The following is a 22,316-nucleotide window of genomic DNA, read 5'->3' on the forward strand; positions in this document are numbered from 1 at the left end:
GGCAGGGCAGGGCGACGGATGGGGCGGCGGATGGGGCGGCACGAACTGGTCGACCGGTCCCACCACCCCGGCGCCGGCGCCCGCGCCCGCGCCCGCGCCGACCCCGGCACCCGCCCCGGAGCCGGCCGCTCCGCCGCCTCCCCCGCCGCCGCCGCCTCCTCCTCCTCCGGGCTATTGACAGGGCTCTCGCGGCCCGCCCGCCGGGCGACGCGGACCACGTGATCCCTCTCCGGATGTTCAGGTATCGACCGACGGAAAACCGCGTATAATCCATCCCTCCCGTTACGGTACGAAAGTGAAAAGATGACAACCGACAACAACGGCAACTCGAGGGTGATGCACGATCTCTCGCGCCTCGCCTACCTCCAGGGAGTGCTGATACACCGGCGCGTGCTCATCGTCGGGGACGATCCCGCGCTCGCCGAGTTCGTCCTCAAGTCGCACGCGCGTCATGTCACGACCGTCTGTTCCGAGGCGCCGGCGATCGACTGGCCCGGCGATCCCGCCGAGGCGGGAGAGCTCGTCGTCTCCGACCTCCAGAACCTCGAGCTGCGCGACGGCGCGTTCGACCTCGCGATCGCCCTGGACCTCTCGGTGGCGAGGGAGCCCGCCGCGCTCGTCAACGAGCTGCGCCGCGTCGCGGGGACGCGCGGCTTCGTCGTGGTCGGGGTTCCGAACCCGACCTGCGAGCGCCGCATCGGCCCGGAGCCGGGCGAGGCGAAGCTGGACTACTACCAGCTCTACGATCTCCTGTCCGACGCGTTCCGCAGCGTGCAGATGATCGGCCAGGCGCCGTTCGTCGGGTACGCGATCTCCGATCTCTCCGCGTCCGACGAGCGGGGCGTCGGCTTCGACGCGGGCCTGCTCGAGGACGGCGCCGAGGAGATCGAGTGGTTCATGGCCGTGTGCGGCGATCGGGCGCTCAACCTCGACGCGTACTCGGTCGTGCAGCTCCCCATGAGCTCCCTCGCGCTGGGCGGCGCGAGCGCGGCGGAGCTCGAGGCGGCCTGCGCGGAGCGGGATCGGCTGCTCGGCGAGGCCCGGGCGCTCGAGGACGATCTGCAGCGATCGCGCCTCGAGCTCGGCACCCGCGGCGTGCGCATCGAGACGCTCCAGAAGGATCTCGAGGCCGAGCGCCGCGAGGCCGAGGCCGCGCGCGAGCGGGCGGTCAAGATCGCGAAGCAGTTCGACGACGACCGCAAGGCCGCCCAGGCGAAGCGGATCGAAGAGGAGATGTCCAAGCGCGGCGCCGAGATGGAGCTCCAGGCCAAGGCGCGCGAGGTGGCGGTCGAGCTGCGCAAGGCCGAGGCCCGTGCCGACTCGGCCGAGGCCTCGCGGGACGAGCTCGTCGAGCGGATCCGGGGCGACGCGGCCGAGCTCGAACGGCTCCGAGAGCGCATGTCCGAGCTGGAGGAGAGGGCCAAGGCCCAGGCGGGCGCCGAGCGGGGGCGCGCGGAGGAGCTCGAGCGGCTCAGGCGCGAGCTCCAGGCCGCGAAGGCCGACACCACGGCGACCGCGGCGGCGAAGGAGCGCCTCGGGCGGCTCGAGCGCGACGCCGCGAACGACCGGGAGATCTTCGAGCGCGACGTGGCGGCCCTCGAGGCGCGCGTCGTCGAGCTGAGCCGCCAGCTCTCGGCCGCGAACGAGGAGCTCGCGCGCCGCGAGGCGATGATCCGCGACCTCGTCGTGGACGTCGAGCGGCTGGCGGAGAGCGAGGCGCGGGCCGACGAGATCCGGGAGCGCGATCTCCGCCTCGCGCAGCTCGAGGGCGAGCTCCAGGCCGCGGTGTGGCGCGCCGAGGAGCTCGAGGCGCGCGGGGGCGAGGGGGTGCGGGCGCTCGGGGAGCAGCTCGCGGTGCTCGAGGACGCGCTGGCCGCCGCGCGCGGGACGGTCTCGGGGCAGCACCGCGCCCGCGTCGAGGCCGAGCTCGCGCTCGCCACCGCCGCCCGCGAGGCCGAGCGGCGAGAGGCCGAGATCCACGAGCTGTCCGAGAACGAGCGGGATCTGGAGGAGAAGCTCGCGGCCGCGGTCGGCGCGATCTCGGGGCAGCACCGCGCCCGCGTCGAGGCCGAGCTCGCGCTCGCCACCGCTGCCCGCGAGGCCGAGCGGCTCGAGGTCGAGCTCAACGAGCAGATCGTCGCGATCCGCGAGCTCGAGGAGCGGTTCGCCGCGGTCTCGGGCGCCCAGTCCGGGCACCGCCGCGCCCGCCTCGAGGCCGAGCTCGCGCTCGCCACCGCCGCCCGGGACGCCGAGCAGCGCGCCGCGGAGCTCGACGAGCAGATCGCCGCGGTCCGCGACATCGAGGAGAGTCTCGCGGCGGCCACCGGCGCCCTGTCCGGGCACCGCCGCGCCCGCCTCGAGGCCGAGCTCGCCGCGGCGACCTTCTCGCGGGAGAAGGAGCGCCTCGAGGTCGAGCTCTCCGAGACGACGGCCAGGGAGCTCGCGGCGTCCTCGGCGCTCGACGCAGAAAGGACGCGATCCGCCGCGTCGGAGAAGGCGCTCATCGAAGCGCGCGGGCGGATCCGGAACCTCGAGGAGGATCTGGAGCGGTCGGTGAAGCGCGCCGAGTCGCTGGACGGCATCGACGCCAACGCCGCGGCGCTCCAGGCGGACCTGGACTCGGAGCGCCGCCTATCGGTGGAGCTCGAGCAGACCCTGGCGGCCGCGCGTCGCAACACCGAGCGGCTCGAGGCGGACCTGGACCGGGAGCGGGAGCGGGCGACGCTCCTCGCGGCCGATCTCGGCGCGGCGACGGAGCGCTGCGCGGCGCTCGCCGCCGATGTGGAGCGGGGGGCCGATGCCCGCGCCCGGATGGAGGGCGATCTGAGCGCCCTGCGGCTCGAGGCCGCCGAGGCGAAGGCCGGCGCCGAGGCGCTTCGGGCCCGGGTCGGGGAGCTGGAAGGGCTCGCCGCTCGGGCGGAAGAGGCGCGCGCGGCGGCGGCGGTCGCGGACGGGCGCCTCGGCGAGACGCAGAGCTCGCTCGATCACATGCGCGCCGAGCTGGGCCGCGCGAACTGGCGCGTCGGGGAGCTCTCGGCGGAGGTCGAGCGGACGCGGGAGGCGCTCGAGCGCGAGCGGCGCATCACTTCGGAGACGCGCGTCGAGCTCGAGGCCGCCGAGCGGGAGATGGATCAGCTGCGCCGGAGGCAGGCGGCGCTCGAGAGCGACGAGGACAAGACGCGCGATCGCGCCGAGGCGCTCCTCCGCGAGGCGGAGGACGCGCGGCGGATGGCGGACGACGAGATGGAGCGCACCCGGGCGGCCGGCGCGGACGCCGCGCGGTTGGCCGGAGAGGTCGAGCGGTTGGGGAAGAGCCTCGCGGTGGCGTCGCGTCGCGCGGACGAGAAGCAGGCCGAGGCCGACGTCACCGGGCGCGCGCTCGCGGCGCTGCGGCTCGAGGTCGAGGCGCTGACCGAGCAGCGCGCGCAGCTCAAGGAGCAGATCCGGTCCGAGCAGGTCCGCTCCGGCTCGCTGCGGGCGGACGTGGATCAGCTCCATGAGGCGGAGCGAAGGCTCGACGAGCTCCTGCGCGAGAGGGAGGCGCACGCCGCGGCGACGGCCCAGCTGGCCGGCGAGCTCGAGAGCACGCGGAGCTCGCTCGACGTGCGGCAGAACCAGCTCCAGGACTACGCCGCGGAGCTCGGGGAGAGCCGGCGCGAGCACGAGCAGGCCGAGCGGCGGTGCGAGGAGCTGACCGCCGAGCGGGAGCGGATCCTCGCGGAGCTCGCCGCGGCGCGGGACGAGGCCCAACGGGCGCGTGCGTTCGCCGGGGACGGGGCGGAGCTCGCGCAGGTCAAGCTCACCGCGGCGAGGCAGGCCGAGCGCATCCGCGAGCTCTCCGAGGAGGCGGCCTCCAGGGAGCCGCTGCTCGAGTCGCTCACGGCCCAGCTCGAGGAGCGGGAGAAGCGCGCGGCGGCCGTCGAGCGGAAGATCAAGCAGCTCGAGGCGCAGATCCGGGAGCACGAGAGCGACGCCGTCGCCTGGAACACGGAGATCAAGTTCCGCAACGCGCGCGTCTCGCAGCTCGAGGAGGAGGTCGGGAAGCTGCGCGCCCAGGCCGCGGAGCCGTCGTCCCGGGGATCGGTCGAGCGCCAGGTCTCGCGAGCGCCCTTGCCGCTGGAGACCGCGAAGGAACTCGACCAGCTCAAGGCGCAGCTGCACGAGCTCAACGACGCGATCGGCGACAAGGACGCGGAGCTGCTCATGCTGCACGCGCGGTCGGACGGCAACCGCAGGTGCCTCGTCCGGGCCCGGCAGGCGCTGCAGAACATGCTGAGCAGCGGGCAGGTCCAGAGCGCGCTCGCGCTCCAGCTGCACGACATCATCGCCGCGATGGAACGCGATGGGGGCTGAGCTTCGGCGAATGAAAATGGGGAACCTCCGGCCGAAAACGCGTTAATATGCACTTATCAGACCGTGTCCCCGAACAGGGAAACCGGGAGGAGATGAAAAATGGGATCCAAGACGTTTTTGCAGATCGCTCTCGCCGGCTTGGTCGCCTCGCTGCTCGGCCTCGCGGCCGGCTGCGAAACTGGAGGCGACGACTACAACGCGTCCGACAGTGACGCCGACAGCGACTCGGACAGCGACTCCGACAGCGACTCCGACAGCGACTCCGACAGCGACTCCGACGGCGACTCCGACGGCGACTCCGACGGCGACACCGACACCGGCCCGATCATCCCGGACTGCTCGGACTGCCCGGCGATCGGCAACGACCTCGACGCGATGCTCTGCGCCATCGATCTGTGCGACAGCTCGACGGTGCTCGGCAACGACTACACCTCCCCGACCGGCTCGACGATCTCCGGCACCTACGCCGCGGTTGCGCACTTCGGGAGCACGGGGAACAACCTCGCCCCGATCCAGTTCGGCTCGTACGGCCTCATGGCGAGCGGGCCGGCCGAGGGGACGAACCATTCGGTCGACGTCGGCGGCTCGTCGATATCCGATCCGTTCTCGAGTGACGGTTACGATGTCTACAACGTGTTCGAATGGGAGCTGCAGCTCAAGGCGCCCGCCGGCGCGAACGGCTTCCAGATCGCCTACGTGTTCTTCTCGGAAGAGTACGATGACTACGTCGGCACCTCGTTCAACGACAAGTTCTACATCTTCCTCGAGGCGGGCAGCACGAACGGCGGCGCGAAGACGGTCATCAACTACACCGACTGCCGCGATCCGGCCACGTACACGGACTTCACCGACGGGTGCGACACTCCGAGCGGCTACTGCTGCTACGTCGCGATCAACACCTCGCTGAGCGAGTGCTGCTGGTACGGCGGCTGCCCGGACGGCACCTGGACCACGGACATCGCCGGCACGGGCTACAGCTGCGCGAACGGCATGCTCACGGACAGCGACGCCAAGGGCTCGTCGACGGGCTGGCTGAAGACCGAGTGGGCGATCGAGCCGGGCGAGGAGTTCACGCTCACGTTCCACATCCACGACACGTCGGACGGCGTCTTCGACTCCGAGGTGATCCTCGATCAGTTCCTCTTCCTCGGCGAGGTCGATCCGGGCACCACGCCTATCGAGTAGCCTAGCGCCGCCGGAAGCGGCGGACGGCGACGAGCGCGACGAGCGCGAGCGCCGCACAGCCCAACGCAAGCCAGACCGCCATCGTGTAGCGCCGCAGGAGCTCGAGGAGCGCTTCCCAGTTCTCGCCCACCGCGAACCCCGCGCCTATCAGGAGGCCGTTCCACAGGAGCGCCGAGACCGCCCCGAAGGCGAGGACGCGGCCGAGCGGCAGCCGCGCCGCGCCCGCCGCGACGAAGATGAGCGCCCGGACGCCGGGCAGGAACCGGTTGACGGCCAGGTACGCGGCGCCGTGGCGCTCGAAGCGCGCGACGATCGGGGCGAGCCGCTCGCGCAGCCGCCGCCGCCGCGGCGTGAGCTCCTCGAGGGGGCGCGACACGAGCCGCCGCCCGATCGCGAAGTCGATCGCCGCGCCCGCGAGCGACCCGAAGGTGACCGCGGCGAGGACCGTCGCGACGCGCCAGCGCGCCGTGGCGGCGAGGAACGCGCCGAACAGCGTCACCGTGTCGCCCGGGAACGGCGGGAAGACGTACTCGACCAGCGAGGCCGCGGCCAGCGCCGCGGCGCCGAGGGCGCTCTCTCCCTGCGACAGGCGCGCGAGGATCCCTGAGATGATCTCTTCCATCGGCGGCGAGTATACATCGTCGCCCCCGCCTTCCGTGATAGAGTGATCGGGGACGAACCCAACCGGGAGTGGTCTCATGCGCGCTCGACTCGGCTTCCCCCGTACCCTCGCCCTCGGGGCCGCGGCCCTCTCCGTCGCGGCGTTCGCCCACGCCGGCCCCGCGCGGCACGCGTCGATCCACGAAGAGGAGCTGCGCCGCGCAGGCTTCCTCGCCGAGCCAGAGGAGACGCCCCGCCCCGCGCCGGCCCCGCTCGAGTCCAAGTCGATGCCCCCGCTCGTCAAGATGGTCTACGGCTACTACCCGTACTGGACCTCGGACGCCGCCGTCGACGAGCTCGACACCTCGCTCCTCTCCCACATCGCGTGGTTCGCCATCGAGATGAGCTCGGACGGCACGGCCGCGAACGCCCACGGCTGGCCGGGCTCGTGGACCGATCTCGTCACAACCGCGCACGACGCCGGCGTCCGCGTGGACGTCGCGTTCACCCTCTTCTCGAGCTCCGGGATCGAGGCGCTCGTGAACAGCACGGCCAACCGCGCGACGGCGATCGGCACCATCGTCGCCGCCATCGAGGGCGGCGGCGCGGACGGCGCGGCGATCGACTTCGAGGGCGTCCCGTCGTCGGCCGCGGCGGGCTTCGCGACGTTCCTCGCCGAGCTCGACGACGCCCTCCTCGACGCCGGGCTGACCGACGCGCAGATCTCGGTCGCCGGCCCGGCCGTGGACTGGAGCGGGTCGTTCGATCTCGCCGGGATCCTCTCCTCGATCGACGTGTATTTCATCATGGGGTACGACTACTTCTGGAGCGGATCGAGCAACGCCGGGCCGACCGGCATCCTCAAGACCGACGACTTCTGGCGCGATCTGACCGGCTGGTCCGAGCTGCGCTCCATGGCGGAGTACGGCAGGCAGATCACCGAGGCCGAGCGCGCGAAGATCGTGATGGCCGTGCCGTACTACGGGCGGCAGTGGACGACGACGTCGACCGGCCTCGGCGCCGCGGCGACCGGCAACGACGGCTCCGTCACGTACGAGGCGGCGATGAGCGCGATCGAGGACGACGGCGTCGAGCTCCTGTGGGACGACGGCGCGCTCACCGCCTGGTACGCGTTCGAGGACGTCGACGGCTTCCACGAGGTGTACTTCGACGACGTCGAGGCGATCGCGTGGAAGTACCGCTTCGTGAACGAGCAGGGGCTCGGCGGCATCGGCATCTGGGCGCTCGGCTACGACGGGACGCGGCCCGAGCTCTGGGACGAGATCGACGCCGCCTTCACGGCCCCGTTCACGCCGCACCCGGGCGACAAGGACGCGCCGTTCGCGGTCACCGACTTCCCGTTCGAGGACGCGCGGGACAGCGCGGATCTGGGCGCCGGCGGCATGTACTTCAACTTCTACTCGTGCTCGCCGGATCTCGACGAGTGGGGACGCGAGTTCGTGTACCGGGTGGAGATCTGCCACGAAGGCTCCATAACCGCGACGGTCGGCGGCGACACGGGCGGCGTGGACAACGACGTGCAGATCCTGAGCGCGCCGAGCGAGGAGGCGTGCCTCGCCCGCGGCAACCTCGAGGCGACGACAGCGGTGACCCCCGGGACCTACTGGGTCGTGGTCGACACGTACGTGGCCGACGCGGTGCTCCAGAGCGGGCCGTTCACGCTCTCGATCTCCGCGGACGGGATCTTGAGCCCGCAGTGTCCGGACGGGGAGGTCTGCCAGGGCGGGGAGTGCGCGGCGCCGCCGGAGCCCGACGCCGGGACGGACGGCGGGGAACCGGATGGCGGCGCGGACACGGATGCGGACTCCGACGCCGGCGGCCCCGAGTGCACGCCGTGGTTCGAGGAGGGCTCGGGCTGCGGGTGCGCGCAGGCCGGGCGCGGCGCGCGCCCCGGTTCCATCCTCTCGGCGCTGTTCTAGGACCAGCGGGTGACGGCGATCGCGCCCTCGAGACAGTCTCCGACGCGCGCCTGATCCGGAGCCGTCGCCCCGGCCGCGCGCTCGCGATCCTCCGCCTCCTTCCGCCGGCGGCGCACCTCGTCCATCGGCAGGAGCTCGCCGAGCAGGCGATCCAGGTAGAGGACGCCGTCGAGGTGATCGAGCTCGTGCTGCCACAGGATCGCGTTGTACCCCTCGGCCTCGACGGTCGTCTTCGCGCCGTCCGCGGCGTCGTACTCGAGGCGCAGCCAGCGGTTCCGCCGAACGAGGCCGCCGACGTCCGGGACGCTCAGGCACCCCTCGTACCCCTCCAGCGTCTCGTCCGACCGCTCCGCGATCAAGGGATTGCGGACGAAGAGGGCACGCGGCGCGTCGGTCTTGTAGTCGAGGAGGAGCGTCGCGACGCGCAGGCCGAGCCCGACCTGCGGCCCCGCGATGCCGACCCCGCCCGTGTCGCGCATCGTCCTTTCCATGCGCGCGGCCACGGCCTCGAGATCGAGGCCCTCGGGAACGGCTCTCGCCCGGGTGCGCAGGATCAAGGTGTCGTCGCAGCCGCGCACCACGACGTCGAAGTCCGTTCGAACGGCGTCCAGGACGCGCTTCTCCGCGTCGGTCCAGCCGAAGGCGACGCCCGCGGCGGGGACGATAGGCTCGGCCGGCGCGCCGGGTTGCGGGCACGGCGCGGCGGGCTGGGCGTGCAGCTGTGCGGCGCACGACGCCGCGAGCGGGCCGGCAGACGCGACGGTCAGGAAATCCCGCCTGTTCATCGAGCTCATGGAGCATTCATAGCGCGGCGCGGCGGGATCGCAAAGGGGTCTTCAGGCGGCGAGGTCGACGAACGGGCGGATGCGCGACAGCGCGCGGTGGTGGATCTGGGAGATCCGCGCCTCGGACACGCCGAGGAGCTTCCCGATCTCGCGGACCTGCATGCCCTTGAAGTAGTGGAGATGCACCACGAGCCTGTCGCGCTCGGGCAGATCGTCCAACGCCTCGTGCAGGCGGCCCTGGACCCGCTTGCGCACGAGCACCTCGTACGGATCCGCATCGAGCTCCGTGCTCTCGAGCGCCGCCTCCGACCCCTGCGACAGGTCGTCGAAGCGAATCACCGCGACGGGCCGTGGCGGCCCGCTCTCCGGCTCGGGGCGGTCCTTGAGCCGCGCGCGCCGCGGGAGCCAGTCGTTGGCGCGCAGCTCGTCATAGATGGCGCCGCGGATGCGCATGCGCACGTAGCAGGCGAACGACGCGCCGCCGCCGCCCCGATTGCGGATGACCGAATCGATGAGACCGTACGTTCCGGCGCTCACCAGATCGTCCGCGACGACGCTCGCCGGCGCGCGCAGGGCCATGCGCCGCGCGAGACGCTGCACGAGGGGCAGGTGCTGTCGAACGAGCTGCTCGTCGATAGGAGGACGCATCTTGTTCTTCTCGATCCTCGCCGCCACCGTGGCCATGTCGCTTCCCTTCGCGCCCCCTCGACCCGCTCGTCCCCTAGCGAAGAGCGTGCCGAACACCGAAACACAACGGTTCCGAGCACTTGCCGGAGGAATGAACCCCAGCAATGGGTATAATATGACACAACAATGGGTGAATGCAAACCAGTCCGTTCTCGAAACGTCGGTCCAAAACAGCTATTTAAGTTTGAAATGACATATTTGGATACATGAGTTAATGGATACCCACTGTGTTTGAAATGACCCCAAACAGAGGTTCCGCCAACCTCGTTTACGGGCCGATTTCAGCCTCGGCACTAAAAAATTCTCCAATTATTTGACCTGGATTCGGCGGAACGGCATCATCCGACTCGACACGCGGGGAAAACCTATGAGAAGTACCCAATGTCACTATAATTAGGTAAAATTTAGATGTAATTATCTTGACATTTGTAGCTATTTTTTAGGAGCATGACTTACAACACAACAGACTGAACAGCATCCGTGCACCGGGCGGCGAGACGATGGAACACAAGAAGGACAACTCGAATCCGGCCGGGAAGCCGACCGTGGTCGGCGCGGGTGAAGCAGCTTCGAAAACCGTCACAACGGAGGAGCCGCGCAGCGCGCGCGGCATCGTCGCGATCGACGAACCGGACGACGGCGTGCCCGAGCCGGAGCACCCGGTGCGGAACAAGCTCCGCGAGTACCGAATCGAAAACATGATGTCCAAGGCGGAGCTCGCGCGCAAGGCGGGGCTCTCCGTCCTCACGGTCGCCCGGATCGAGAAGGGCTACGACTGCCGCATGGACACGAAGCGCAAACTGCTCAAGGCGCTCGGCCTCAAGCTGGCCGACAGGCGCAAGGTCTTCGAGGACGAGTAAATGGCGTTCGAAGGCAAGAATCTCGTCGGGGTCGACATCGGCACGTCGTCCGTGAAGGTCGTCCAGGTGCGCGAATCCGGGAAGGGCGTGCAGCTGCTCAAGTACGGGGCCGAGCCGCTGCCCCCGCAGTCGCTGGTCGACGGCCACGTCATGAACTCCGGCGCGGTCGTCGACGCGTTGCGCAAGCTCTTCAAGGATCTCCGGATCGGCCAGAAGGAGGTCGCGCTCTCCATCGCGGGCAACTCGGTCATCATCAAGAAGCTCAACCTCCCGCTCATGAAGCGGGAGGAGCTCGAGGAGCAGATCCAGTGGGAGGCCGAGCAGCACATCCCCTACGACATCTCCGAGGTGGAGATCGACTACAACGTGCTCGGCCAGAACGCCGACGCCGGCCAGATGGACGTGCTGCTCGTCGCGGCCAAGAAGGAACAGATCCAGGACATCCTCGAGGTCGCGAAGGAGGCGAAGCTCCGGCCGCTCGTCGTCGACATCGCGGCGTTCGTGCTGCAGAACACCTACGAGCTGAACTACGGCTTCAACCCGGGTGAGACGATCGCGCTCATCAACGTCGGCGCCGAGGTGACGACGGTCAACATCGTGCACGGCAACATGCCCCAGTTCACGCGCGATATCAGCAACGGCGGCAACTCGATCACCGAGGAGATCCAGAAGCAGCTGCAGGTGAGCTTCGACGAGGCCGAGGCGTACAAGGCCGGCGGCGAGCTCCACTCGCACGAGGTGGTCCCGCAGGAGGTCAACGGGATCATCACCGGCGTCGTCGACGCGCTCGCGGGCGAGATCCAGCGATCGCTCGACTTCTACATGGCGACGACGAACCGCGGCGAGGTCGAGCGCATCTTCGTCACGGGCGGCACGGCGAAGATCCCGTACCTCCGCGTCGCGATCGAAAGGCGCTCCCGGATGCCGGTCGAGCTGATGGACCCGTTCCGGCGCGTGCACTTCGACGACCGCCAGTTCCGCCCCGAAGCGCTGCGATCCCAGGCGCCCCAGGCGACGATCGGCCTCGGGCTCGCGCTCCGGAAGCAGAAGGAGCGGATCTAGATGATCAAGATCAACCTCATGCCGGTGAAGCACGACCGGCGCCGAGAGGCCGGTCGGAACCAGCTCCTCTTCGGGCTCCTGGCGATCGTGATCGAAATCATCGTCGCCGTGCTCCTGTACATCGGGGCGAGCGCCCAGCTGTCCGAGCAGAAGAACGCGAACAAGTCGGTGCAGACACAGGTGGATCGCATCGAGAAGCAGGTGGCGGACCACCCGAAGATCCTCGCGGACATCCAGGAGTTCGAGAAGCGGCAGGAGGCGATTGACAACCTCGAGGCCGCGCGGACCGGTCCGTCGTACCTGATGCTCGAGCTGTCCTCGATTCTCAGCAAGAACGGGCGGCCGAACGTCGATCACGACAAGTACCAGCAGATGATCCAGGCGAACCCCACCCTCGCGTTCGACGAGAGCTGGGACTTCCGGCGGCTCTGGTTCGACAACTTCGCCGAGAAGGACAAGATCGTGAAGATATCGGGGCAGGGCGTGACCCACGAGGACGTCGCGGAGCTGCTCCGGAGGCTCCAGCTCTCGAGCTTCTTCGTCTCGAGCCAGCTCGTGTCGACGAACCTCGCCGCGCCGAAGCTCGCGTCGAAGGACATCACCATCACCAAGGAAACGGATCCGGTCATCCACTTCGTGCTGCAGGCCAAGATCCGGTACAAGTGAGGGGACGATGAGCGCGCTCGAGACACTCACGAAAACTCCTCTTCCGAAGAAGATCTTCTTCCTCGCGCTCCTGATGCTGCTCCTCGGCGCGGGCTTCTGGTTCTCGTTCTACAGCCCGGTCACCGAAGAGTACGCAGCCGCGAAGTCGAAGCACGACGAGCTCGTGCGGAAGCTCGACACCGCGCAGAAGCGCAAGCACACCTACGACCAGGATCGGCTGCGGCGCGACGAGATGCAGAAGTCGTCGACGAAGCAGTTCCAGGCGCTCCCGCCCGAGACCGAGATGTCGTCGTTCCTCGCCAGCCTGAACGCGCAGGCGGACGTCGTCGGCCTCGAGATCCTCTCGGTCAAGCCGCTGCAGGAAGAGGCCGCGGAGTACTACGCGCGCATCCCGGTGCAGCTCGAGCTCGAGGGCACGTTCCACCAGCTCGCGAAGTTCTTCTTCCTCATCGGGAGCCTCGATCGAATCATCAACGTGGAGAACATCAACTTGCGCGTGGTCGCGCTCGATCAGACCAACGCGGTGCTGCGCGCCGGCGTCCTCGCGACCACCTTCCGCTCGGTCCATCCCGGCGACGCGAAGGGGAAGGCCGCGGGCGGCAAGGCGAAGAAGCCCGCCAAGGGCAAGAGCAAGCCAAAGGACGAGGAGATATGATCCGACGCTTTCTCGCAGCGGCGCTTCCGGCCTTCCTCGCGCTCGGCGCGGGCGCGACCGCGTGCTCCGAGGACGGGGAGAGCGCCCAGAAGTACCGCACGCCCAACCGCGACAAGGTGCGCCCCGGGATGTCGTCCATCGAGGCGAAGGAGCGCATCAAGGGGCAGGGCGCCGGGCTCGTCGAGAAGGGCCCCGCGGGCGAGGACAAGTCCGATCTCGTGCTGCCCAAGCTCTCCGAGACGGACTTCATAGAGGGGTCCAAGCACCGTGATCCGTTCCGGCCGTTCATGGAGGTGATCGTCCACCAGGACAGCGGGGAGCAGAAGGTCCAGCGGGAGATCAAGCTCAAGGAGTACGACGTCGCCGATCTCAAGCTGATCGCGATCGTCACGAACATCGGCGACGAGCGCGCCATGGTCGTCACGCCGAGCAACGAAGGGTTCGTCCTGCGGCGCGGCGACTACGTCGGCAAGCCGGAGTACGTCGACACCGGTTCGGGCGACAAGATCCAGGTCAACTGGCGGGTCGCGCGGATCCACGGCTCGGGCAAGGACGAGGAGCGCGGCATCTACCTGGTTCGAGACGATCCGCTCACCGAGACCCCCGAGGACGTAACCCGCTTCTTCCCCCTGCATCCGCGGCAGTAGCCCCTCCCCCAAAAAAAAGTTGCTCGAAAACTTGCCACACACATCTGTGCCAATGTAGGATAAGTATGTAAGGTGTCTACCCGGCCTCACATATAGGCCAATGTGAGAAGAGGTGGACAAGAGGAGAAGACAATGAAACGGTCCACGGGCAGCCAGGGCAATTGGACGCGAGCCGCGATGAGCCTGCTCCTCGTCGTGCTCGCCACAAGCGCGGTGACTGCGGACACGGGCGCGGGCGCCAACCAGATTCGTGCGGTCAAGATCCATCAGGAGGGCGGCCAGACCGTCGTCACGGTGGTCGGATCCGCGAAGCCGACGTTCACGGCGTTCAAGCTCTCGTCACCGCAGCGGCTGGTGGTCGATCTCGCCAACAGCCGCGTCAAGGGAGTGCCGTCGGTGCAGGCCGCGGGCACGCCCCTGGTGGACGCCGTGGCCGTCTCGGAGTTCTCGAGCGGCGGCTTGCCCATCAGCCGCGTCATGGTCGGGTTCAAGTCCGAGGCCGCCTACCGGGTGAAGATCTTGGGGAACAACCTCGTGATCTCGCTGCGCGGCGGGCCGCAGGCGGACGAGCCGGTCATCGCCGGTGCGGACCCGGCGGCGCTCGACGCGGCGCGCGCCGAGGCCGACGCCGCGAAGAGAGAGTGGGGCGCGGCCAAGGCGGAGGCCGACGATGCGAAGCGGCGCGTCGCGGCGATGCAGGCCGAGGCCGAAGCGGCGCGGTCGCAGCTCGACGCGGCCAAGGCGGAGCTCGGCCTCCTGAAGGCCAAGGGCGAGGCCGAGGCCGGTTCGGCCAAGCAGGCGACCCTCGAGGCGAAGGCCGCCCAGGCCCAGCTCGACGCGGCCAAGGCGGAGCTCGCCCGGCTGAAGGCGACCGGGACGAGCGCGCTCGAGAAGGCCGAACGGCGCGCCGAACAGCAGATCGCCGCGCTGCGGTCCGACATCGCCGAGGCCGAGGCGAAGATCGCGAAGGATCGCAAGGTGCGGGAGTCGCTCGAGAGCCACATCGCGTCTCTAGAGGATCAGAAAGACAAGGCGAGGATCGCGGCCGAGCGCGCGGAGCAGGCGCGGGCGGTGGCGACGAAGGCGCAGACCGAGGCGAAGGCCGATCTCTCGGCGCACGAGGCCGCCGCGCGAGCCGCCAAGGCGGAGGCCGCCGCGGCGGTGGCCGCGCAGCGCGAGACGCAGATCGCCTTCCAGCGAGCCGCCGCGACGGAGCGCGCGGAGCTCGAGGCCCAGCTCGCCCGGCGCGAGCGGGAGACCGTGGAGGCCAAGCGGCGCGTCGCGGATCTCGAAGCCGCGAAGAGCAAGCTGGACAAGGTGCTGAGCTCGGCCCAGGGGACCTCGCGGACCGCCGAGGTCGAGGCGGCGCGGGCGCTCGCCGAGCAGCGGCGCGCCGAGCAACGGCTCACGGAGGAGGTGGCGCGCGCCGATGCGCGGCGCGCGAAGGCCGAGAAGGACGCGTCGATCGCCGCGGCGAAGGCGGCGGCGGCGATCGCGCAGAAGGAAACCGCCGAGCGCGAGATGCAGGCCGCGCGCGAGCGGGCGATCTTCGAGGCGGAAGGCGCGAGGGTCGCCGCCTTCCAGGCGGTGGCGGACGCCGAGGCGCGGGTCCGCCGTGCCGAGGCGGCGCGCGGCGCGGCCGAGGCGAACGGCGCGGAGATCTCGAAAAGGCTCGCCGCCGCCGAGCAGACTCTGGCGAAATCCAAGACGAAGGCCGCGGCCGCCGAGATCGCGTTGGAAGGATCCAAGGCCACCATCGCGGAGCAGGAGAAGAAGATCGCGGCGCTCGTCGAGGCGAGCCGATCGCTCGAGGCGCAGGCGGCGACAAAGGAGGAGGTCGCCAGAAAGACGATCGCCACCCAGGAGAAGCGGATCGCGGAGCTCGAGGGCACCGCGAGCGCGCTGACCAAGCAGAGCGCGAGCGCCGAGGCCAAGTCCAGGGCCGCCGAGCAGGCCGCCAAGGCCGCCGAGCAGGCCGCCAGGGCCGCCGAGCAGGCCGCCAAGATCGCCGCCGCCAGCGCCGAGGCCAAGGCCAGGGCCGCCGAGCAGGCCGCGCGGGTCGCAACCGCGGCGGCGACGTCTCGAGTCAGGGCCGCCGAGGACGCGGCGAAGGCCGCGACGACGACCGCGTCGGCAAGGGCAAAGGCCGCCGAAGAGGTCGCGAGGAAGATGGCCGCCAACGCCGAGGCCAAGGCCGCGGCCGCCAAGGAGGCTGCGCGGATCGCCGCCTCCAACGCCGAGGCCAGGGCCGAGGCCGCCGAGCAGGCCGCGCGGATCGCCGCCTCCAACGCCGAGGCCAGGGCCAAGGCCGCCGACGAGGCCGCGCGGATCGCCGCCGCCAACGTCAAGGCCAAGGCCGAGGCTGAGGCCGCCGAGAAGGCCGCGCGGATCGCCGTCGCCAGTGCCGAGGCCAGGGCCGAGGCCGCCGAGGAGGCCGCGCGGATCGCCGCCGCCGACGCCGAGGCCAGGGCGGCGAAGGCGGCCGACGATGCGGCGACGCTCGCGACCGCGAAGATCGAGGAGCCCGTGCCGGGCAAGAAGGGCCGGCTGACGCAGGAGGAGCAGAGGCTCGCACGGCTCGCCGAGATGCACGGCAAGAAGGCGCAGCCGCAGAAGCAGACGCACGCGGCGGACGACACCCTGCCCCCGGAGATCACGGACATCCGGTTCGTGGACGAAGACGGCGTCCAGAAGGTCGTCATCGAGACCAACGGCGAGGTGGCCTACGACAAATCCGTGGACGCGGGGCGCAAGTCCTCTCTCGTGCTGCGCAACGCGGCGCTGCCGGCGATTCTCGAGCGCACGCTCGACGCGGGCGACTTCGGCGGATCGGTCCGCACCGTGAGCTCGTACGAGGAGAACGGCGCGGTGCGCATCGACGTGGAGCTCGACGGCGCGGCGCGGTCCAGCGTGACCAGGACCGGCAACGCCATCGAGTGGGCGTTCGCCAAGCCCGCGCGGGCTTCGGGATCCGCGGCGCCGACGCCGCTCAGCAACACGACCAGGACGGTGAGCCGCGAGGATGCGGCGACGTACGCCTACCCGCTCGAGCGCACGGCCGCGTACGGCGTCACGCTGCCCAACAAGGCCGCCGACAAGAAGAAGCGCTTCACGGGCCGCCACATCGACCTGGACTTCAAGGACGCCGACATCCACAACATCCTGCGGCTCCTGTCCGACGTCGGCCAGGTGAACATCGTGACCGCCGACGACGTCGGCGGCTCCGTCACCATCCGGATGCGCGACGTGCCGTGGGATCAGGCGCTCGACGTCATCCTCCAGGCGAAGCACCTCGGCATGGTGCGCGACGGCAACCTGATCCGCGTGGCGCCGCTCGCGACCCTCGAGAAGGAGCGCGAGATGGAGATCGCGCGCCGACGCCAGAACAAGGAGCTCGAGCCGATCGAGACGCGGCTCATCCCGATCTCGTACGCGTCGGCCGAGGAGATCATGCCCCGCGCGACGGACATGCTGAGCGAGCGCGGCAGGATGTCCGTCGACGCCCGGACCAACGTGATCATCGCCCGCGACACCGCCGGGAGCCTGGATCAGATCGAGGCGCTCGTGCGCAACCTCGACACCCAGACCCCGCAGGTGCTCATCGAGGGCCGCATCGTGGAGGCGTCGAGCACCTACGCGCGGGAGATCGGCATCCAGTGGGGCGGCGACTTCGCGGCCTCGTCCGCGACCGGCAACCCGACCGGCCTCGCGTTCCCGAGCACGGTCGGCGTGGCCGGCGGCGCGACCGACAACCAGGCGCCGACGATGGGCCTCAGCCCCGTGAGCGGCGCGCGGCCGAACCCGAACTTCGCGGTCAACCTGCCGGCCGCGGCGGGCACCGGATCCGGCGGCGCGATCGGCGTCACGCTCGGCTCGATCGCGAACAACGCGAACCTGAACCTGCGCCTCTCCGCGATGGAGGAGGAGGGGACGCTGCGCATCCTGTCGTCGCCCAAGATCCTGACGCTGGACAACCGGCAGGCGCACATCGAGCAGGGCACCCTGATCCCGTACAGCCGCGTGTCGGCGCAGGGCATCCAGACCGCGTTCAAGGAGGCGAAGCTCAACCTGACGGTCACGCCGCACGTCACGGCCGACGGGTCGGTGCTGCTGAAGCTGATGATGACGCGCGACGAGCCGGACTTCAACAACAAGGGCGCGCGGGGCGATCCCACGATCCTGAAGCGCGAGGCCGAGACCGAGCTGCTCGTGAGCGACGGCCACACGGCGGTCATCGGCGGCATCTTCACGCGGAACAGCGGCACGAGCTACAAGAAGGTGCCGTTCTTCGGCGACATCCCGATCCTCGGCTGGCTCTTCAAGAACCGGTCCGACTCCGACAGGCGCTCCGAGATGCTGATCTTCATCACGCCGCGGATCGTCAACCGCGCCGAGAGCATCGGAAATTAGGCGAGGTGACCTTTGAACGCTAAGATGGGATACACTGATGGTGTACCGGCTCCCTCGGGAGCGGAACCCGGGAGGTGTGCGATGACGCGCGCGGTGTCGATCGGCCTGGCGCTCGCCTTGGGACTCGCGGCGGCGCTCGGCGGCTGCCGTGACAACGAGGAGAGCTTCTACATCGAGCACCTGAAGGCGCTCCCGGATCCGCCCGACTGCAAGGTGTCGACGGGCGATGCGGTCATCCCGGAGATCACCGTGGACCTCGCGCTCGCCGGCGACTTCGACTTCTACGCGTGGTTCCAGGTGACGAACGCCCTCATGGAGCGGGAGGACTACGACAACCTCAAGGCCGAGTCCAACGGGATCTTCGTCGACGGGGCGGAGTCGGTCGTCACGATCGGCGGGCAGGCGAGCGGCAGCGAGTACCGCGAGGTGAACATCTACATCGAGCCGGAGTCGACGGCCGTCATACCCGGCATCACGATCTCGTCGCAGCTCTTCCAGGATCTCGCCGCGTCGATGGGCTGCCCGCCGGTGTGGGAGACCGGCGCCGTGGTGCACGCGGACATCGCCGCGGACGGGGTGCTCGACAACCTGCCCGAGTCCCAGTCGCTCGGCACGGGGTACGGCGACATCCGCTTCGTCGGGCACACGCAGGGCGGGACCGAGGTCGAGACGAACCGCTTCAGCTTCGCCGTCTCCCTGTGCTGCAACTGCTACGTCGATTGGGGTGAGGTCGTCGATCCGTGCACGGCGTTCTGCGAGGACATCACCGAGTACACGAGCTGCGCCCCCGGCGTGAACTCCGGGAGCAACCCGTTCCCCGGCCACAACGTGACGCACGACCCCTCGGCCGAGTGGGACGACACGAACACCGCGGACGCCGGCACCGACTGCGATCTCGACTGCTAGCCCCGGCGGACAAACCTCCCGCAGACGGTCCCACACCTGCTATAGTCGGCGCGAACCACGAGAGAGCGAGGAGGGTGCCCTCATGTATCTGCGCGCAATTCCACTGACGATGATCGGGCTCGCGGCCGTCGTGCTGCTGGCCACCGGCTGCCAGAAGTACAAGGACCAGATCGCGAGCCAGAAGGACGAGATCGAGAAGCTCCGCCTGGACGTCGCCGGCCTGAACGGCGACAAGACCGGGCTCGAGGACTCGATCGCCGGCCTGAGCTCCGACAAGAAGGCGCTCGAGGAGAAGCTCCAGGAGCTCGAGGCGCGGATCGCGAGCCTGATGGGCTACGTGGGCGAGCTCGAGGGCAACCTGGAGAAGCTCGGCGGCGACAAGGCCGCGATGTCGCAGAAGTACCAGGAGACGCTCGCCGAGCAGCAGCGGCTGATCGACGAGATGAAGAAGAAGCAGGCCCAGGCCCAGCAGCGCCTCGACACGCTCAAGGGGCTGCTCGGCAAGTTCAAGTCGCTCATCGCCGGCGGCAAGCTGAACGTGCGCATCCGCGACGGCAAGCTGATGCTCGAGCTGCCGAGCGCGGTGCTGTTCGAGTCCGGCAAGTACGAGGTGAGCGAGAACGGCCTGACCACCCTCGGGGAGGTGGCGAAGGTGCTGTCCCAGATCAAGGACCGCGAGTTCCAGGTGGCGGGCCACACGGACGACGTGCCGGTCACGACCAAGTCGCTCGTGGACAACTGGAACCTGTCGGCGCTGCGCGCGGTCGCCGTGGTGCGCGCCCTGCAGGAGATGGGCGTCTCGCCGAAGAACCTCTCGGCCTCGGGCTACTCCGAGTACAGCCCGATGGTGAAGAACGACTCCAAGGATCACCAGGCCCAGAACCGGCGCATCGAGATCATCCTCATGCCCAACCTGAACGAGCTGCCCGACCTCACCGAGCTCGAAAAAGAGATCAAGTAGGCGCGGCCAGCCCGCGCCCCACTACCCTATCGCCTTCACGTGCGGGTAGGCGAGGATCTTCTCGTCGGTCGTCACGAGCGGGGCGCCGAGGCGGCGCGCGAGCGCGACGATGAAGCGGTCGGCGGGATCGCGGTGGAAGTCGCCCGGGAGGCGCGTGCTCGCGATCGCGTCGTCTGGGCGCAGCGGCTCGAGGGCGATCCCCGGGTACCGCCGGGCGAGGTCGAACCAGGCGTCGAGATCGAGCGGCAGCGCGAGCTTGCCGAGCCGGTTCTTCAGCGCGACCTCCCACACCGAGATCACCGAGACGCAGGCGCCGTCACCATCCGTGGCTCGGCGGACCGCGGCGCGCGCCCGCTTCGAAAGCCGCGACGGATCGTGCAGCCAGAACAGCCAGGCGCTCGTGTCGAGGACGATCACGGCGCCAGCGCCTCCCAGCCGGACTCGAGCGGGGCGTCGAAGTCGTCGGCCAGCACGAGCGGCAGCCCACGCAGCGGCAGCGCCTCGCGATCGAGGCCGAGCTCATCCGGCGAGCACGGCACGATCTTGGCGAGCGGCTTGCCGCGCCGCGTGATCAGGATCGGCTCGCCTCCCTCGCCGACCTCCTCGACGAGCCGCGGCAGGAGCCGGCGGGATTCGGACACGTTGAGGCGCTTCATCGGCGCGTCCCTCCTTTGTACATATCAAATTGTACAACTTGGACCGGCGCCGTCAACTGGGCTTTGACGGCGATCCGACGACAGGCGAGGATGTGGCGCACCGCAACGAACAGGAGAGAACGATGTCGAGCAGAATCCTTTGGATCGTTTCCGCAGCCTTCGCCGCGCTCGCCGCCGCCTGTGGTCCGAAGGCGCTGCCGCCGACCGCGCCTCTGGAAGTCGCCGCGCCGAAGCCCGCGGACGCGGCCGCGCCGAAGCCGGCCGAGGAGAACCCGTTCTTCACCGAGTGGACCACGCCGTTCGGCGTGCCGCCGTTCGACAGGATCAAGCCCGAGCACTACATGCCGGCGTTCGAGAAGGGGATCGAGGATCACGACGCGGAGATCAAGGCGATCGTCGCGTGCGCGGAGGCCCCGACCTTCGCCAACACGCTCGAGGCGCTCGAGGGGAGCGGCGCGCTCCTCGCCAAGGTCGCCCCGGTGTTCGGCAACCACGACAGCGCCATCACGAACGAGGAGATCCAGAAGATCTCGGAGCGGATCGCGCCGCTCCTCGCGAAGCACCAGGACGACATCCTGCTCGACGAGGCGCTGTTCGCCCGGGTGAAGGCCGTCCACGACCGGCGCGACTCCCTCGCGCTCACGGTGGAGCAGAAGACGCTGCTCGAGGAGACCTACAAGGACTTCGTGCGCGGCGGCATCAACCTGGGCGCCGAGGACAAGCTCGCGCTGCGGAAGATCAACGAGGAGCTGTCGATCCTGAGCGTGAAGTTCGGCGACAACGTGCTCAAGGAGAACAACCGCTTCGAGCTCGTGATCGACGAGAGGGGGGATCTCACGGGGTTGCCCAAGAGGGTCGTCGCCGGCGCGGCCGAGGCGGCTTCGCTACGGGGCAAGAAGGGGAAGTGGGTCTTCACCCTGCACAAGCCCAGCCTGATCCCGTTCCTACAGTACTCCGACAAGCGGGAGCTGCGCGAGAAAATGTTCAAGGGGTACATCGAGCGCGGCGACCACGACGACGAGCTCGACAACAAGGCGAACGCGAAGCGGATCGCCGAGCTGCGCATCCGGAAGGCGAAGCTGCTCGGGTTCGGGACGTACGCGGACTTCGTGCTCGAAAGGCGCATGGCGAAGACGCCCGCGGGCGTCTACGGGCTCCTGGACGAGGTGTGGAAGCATGCCCTCAAGGCCGCCAAACGCGAGGCGAAAGAGCTGCAGAAGGCGATCCGCAAGGACGGGCAGAAGTTCCGGCTCGAGCCGTGGGACTGGTGGTACTACGCGGAGAAGCTGCGCGCGGCCAAGTACGACCTCGACGAGAACGCGCTCCGGCCCTACTTCCGGCTGGAGAACGTCCGCTCCGCGGCGTTCGACCTCGCGACCCGGCTGTACGGGCTCCGCTTCGTCGAGAGGACCGACGTCCCCGTGTACCACCCCGACGTCCAGGTGTTCGAGGTGACGGAGGAGAACGGCGACCACCTCGGGCTGTTCTTCGTCGACTACTTCCCGCGCGAGAGCAAGCGGAACGGCGCGTGGTGCGGCGGCTTCCGCGATCAGTTCTACGAGGACGGCAAGCGCGTCGCGCCGCTCGTCACGAACGTCGGCAACTTCTCGAAGCCGACCGAGGGCAAGCCGGCGCTCCTGAGCGTCGAGGAGGTGACGACGTTGTTCCACGAGTTCGGCCACGCGCTGCACTCGCTCCTGTCGGACGTCGCGTACAGGAGCACGGGCTGGTACATCAAGACCGACTTCGTGGAGCTGCCGTCCCAGATCATGGAGAACTGGGCGATGGATCCCGCGTTCCTGAAGACGTACGCGCGCCACTTCGAGACGAACGAGCCGATCCCGGACGCCTTGATCGCGAAGATCGACAAGGCCAGGACGTTCAACGAGGGGTTCGCGACGGTCGAGTACGCCGCGGCGAGCTACCTGGACATGGCCTGGCAC

General features: G+C 69.4%; 17 protein-coding genes. 12 read left to right on the forward strand and 5 right to left on the reverse strand.

Annotated features, from left to right (window positions below; translation table 11 throughout):
* Positions 1-303 precede the first annotated feature (303 nt).
* Positions 304-4,353: a hypothetical protein gene (locus M0R80_22870; protein MCK9462475.1), complete on the forward strand. Its 4,050-nt coding sequence runs from the start codon at positions 304-306 to the stop codon at positions 4,351-4,353.
* Between the two features lie 99 nt (positions 4,354-4,452).
* On the forward strand, positions 4,453-5,538 hold the full coding sequence (locus M0R80_22875; protein ID MCK9462476.1) for a choice-of-anchor L domain-containing protein: 1,086 nt from the start codon (positions 4,453-4,455) through the stop codon (positions 5,536-5,538).
* Between the two features lies 1 nt (position 5,539).
* Here M0R80_22875 and M0R80_22880 read toward each other — a convergent pair whose 3' ends face one another.
* Positions 5,540-6,160: a DedA family protein gene (locus tag M0R80_22880; GenBank protein MCK9462477.1), complete on the reverse strand. Its 621-nt coding sequence runs from the start codon at positions 6,158-6,160 to the stop codon at positions 5,540-5,542.
* Between the two features lie 76 nt (positions 6,161-6,236).
* On the opposite strand from M0R80_22880, the gene M0R80_22885 reads away from it, so the two are divergent.
* The gene (locus M0R80_22885) at positions 6,237-8,078 is read left to right on the forward strand and encodes a glycosyl hydrolase family 18 protein (protein MCK9462478.1); all 1,842 of its coding nucleotides are present in this window, start codon (positions 6,237-6,239) and stop codon (positions 8,076-8,078) included.
* On the opposite strand, the gene M0R80_22890 is transcribed toward M0R80_22885, so the two are convergent.
* Positions 8,075-8,872 (reverse strand): peptide deformylase, encoded by a 798-nt coding sequence (locus M0R80_22890; protein MCK9462479.1) that lies wholly within the window; start codon positions 8,870-8,872, stop codon positions 8,075-8,077. The two genes, M0R80_22885 and M0R80_22890, sit on opposite strands and share 4 nt — an antisense overlap.
* Positions 8,873-8,914: 42 nt before the next feature.
* Positions 8,915-9,547, reverse strand: coding sequence for a sigma-70 family RNA polymerase sigma factor (locus tag M0R80_22895; GenBank protein ID MCK9462480.1), 633 nt, complete (start codon positions 9,545-9,547; stop codon positions 8,915-8,917).
* Between the two features lie 701 nt (positions 9,548-10,248).
* Here M0R80_22895 and M0R80_22900 point away from each other — a divergent pair.
* The 8 genes from M0R80_22900 to M0R80_22935 all read left to right on the forward strand — a co-directional run bounded on the left by M0R80_22900 (position 10,249) and on the right by M0R80_22935 (position 19,717).
* Positions 10,249-10,410 (forward strand): helix-turn-helix domain-containing protein, encoded by a 162-nt coding sequence (locus M0R80_22900; protein ID MCK9462481.1) that lies wholly within the window; start codon positions 10,249-10,251, stop codon positions 10,408-10,410.
* On the forward strand, positions 10,411-11,472 hold the full coding sequence (locus M0R80_22905; GenBank protein MCK9462482.1) for a pilus assembly protein PilM: 1,062 nt from the start codon (positions 10,411-10,413) through the stop codon (positions 11,470-11,472). It abuts the gene before it with no gap.
* Complete coding sequence (locus tag M0R80_22910) at positions 11,473-12,138, forward strand: PilN domain-containing protein (GenBank protein ID MCK9462483.1); 666 nt, start codon at positions 11,473-11,475, stop codon at positions 12,136-12,138.
* A 7-nt stretch (positions 12,139-12,145) separates the two neighbouring features.
* Entirely contained in the window at positions 12,146-12,793 is a 648-nt protein-coding gene (locus M0R80_22915; GenBank protein MCK9462484.1) for a type 4a pilus biogenesis protein PilO, read from the forward strand.
* Positions 12,790-13,440 carry a hypothetical protein gene (locus M0R80_22920; GenBank protein ID MCK9462485.1) on the forward strand — a complete coding sequence of 217 codons (651 nt, stop codon included), beginning with the start codon at positions 12,790-12,792 and terminating at the stop codon, positions 13,438-13,440. Before M0R80_22915 ends, M0R80_22920 begins: the two co-directional genes overlap by 4 nt.
* Before the next feature lie 132 nt (positions 13,441-13,572).
* Positions 13,573-17,850, forward strand: a complete 4,278-nt coding sequence (gene pilQ, locus M0R80_22925) for a type IV pilus secretin PilQ (protein ID MCK9462486.1) — start codon at positions 13,573-13,575, stop codon at positions 17,848-17,850.
* Positions 17,851-17,931: 81 nt separating this feature from the next.
* The gene (locus M0R80_22930; protein ID MCK9462487.1) at positions 17,932-18,756 is read left to right on the forward strand and encodes a hypothetical protein; all 825 of its coding nucleotides are present in this window, start codon (positions 17,932-17,934) and stop codon (positions 18,754-18,756) included.
* A gap of 82 nt (positions 18,757-18,838) precedes the next feature.
* Positions 18,839-19,717: an OmpA family protein gene (locus M0R80_22935; protein ID MCK9462488.1), complete on the forward strand. Its 879-nt coding sequence runs from the start codon at positions 18,839-18,841 to the stop codon at positions 19,715-19,717.
* A 21-nt stretch (positions 19,718-19,738) separates the two neighbouring features.
* Here M0R80_22935 and M0R80_22940 read toward each other — a convergent pair whose 3' ends face one another.
* Both M0R80_22940 and M0R80_22945 read right to left on the reverse strand, forming a co-directional pair.
* Complete coding sequence (locus M0R80_22940) at positions 19,739-20,134, reverse strand: type II toxin-antitoxin system VapC family toxin (protein ID MCK9462489.1); 396 nt, start codon at positions 20,132-20,134, stop codon at positions 19,739-19,741.
* Entirely contained in the window at positions 20,131-20,373 is a 243-nt protein-coding gene (locus M0R80_22945; protein ID MCK9462490.1) for a type II toxin-antitoxin system Phd/YefM family antitoxin, read from the reverse strand. Before M0R80_22945 ends, M0R80_22940 begins: the two co-directional genes overlap by 4 nt.
* A gap of 122 nt (positions 20,374-20,495) precedes the next feature.
* Here M0R80_22945 and M0R80_22950 point away from each other — a divergent pair.
* Positions 20,496-22,316: M3 family metallopeptidase (locus tag M0R80_22950; protein MCK9462491.1), on the forward strand; the 1,821-nt coding region annotated here is incomplete at its 3' end.

It is taken from the genome of Pseudomonadota bacterium (assembly GCA_023229365.1).
Lineage (GTDB): Bacteria > Myxococcota_A > Polyangia > JAAYKL01 > JAAYKL01 > JALNZK01.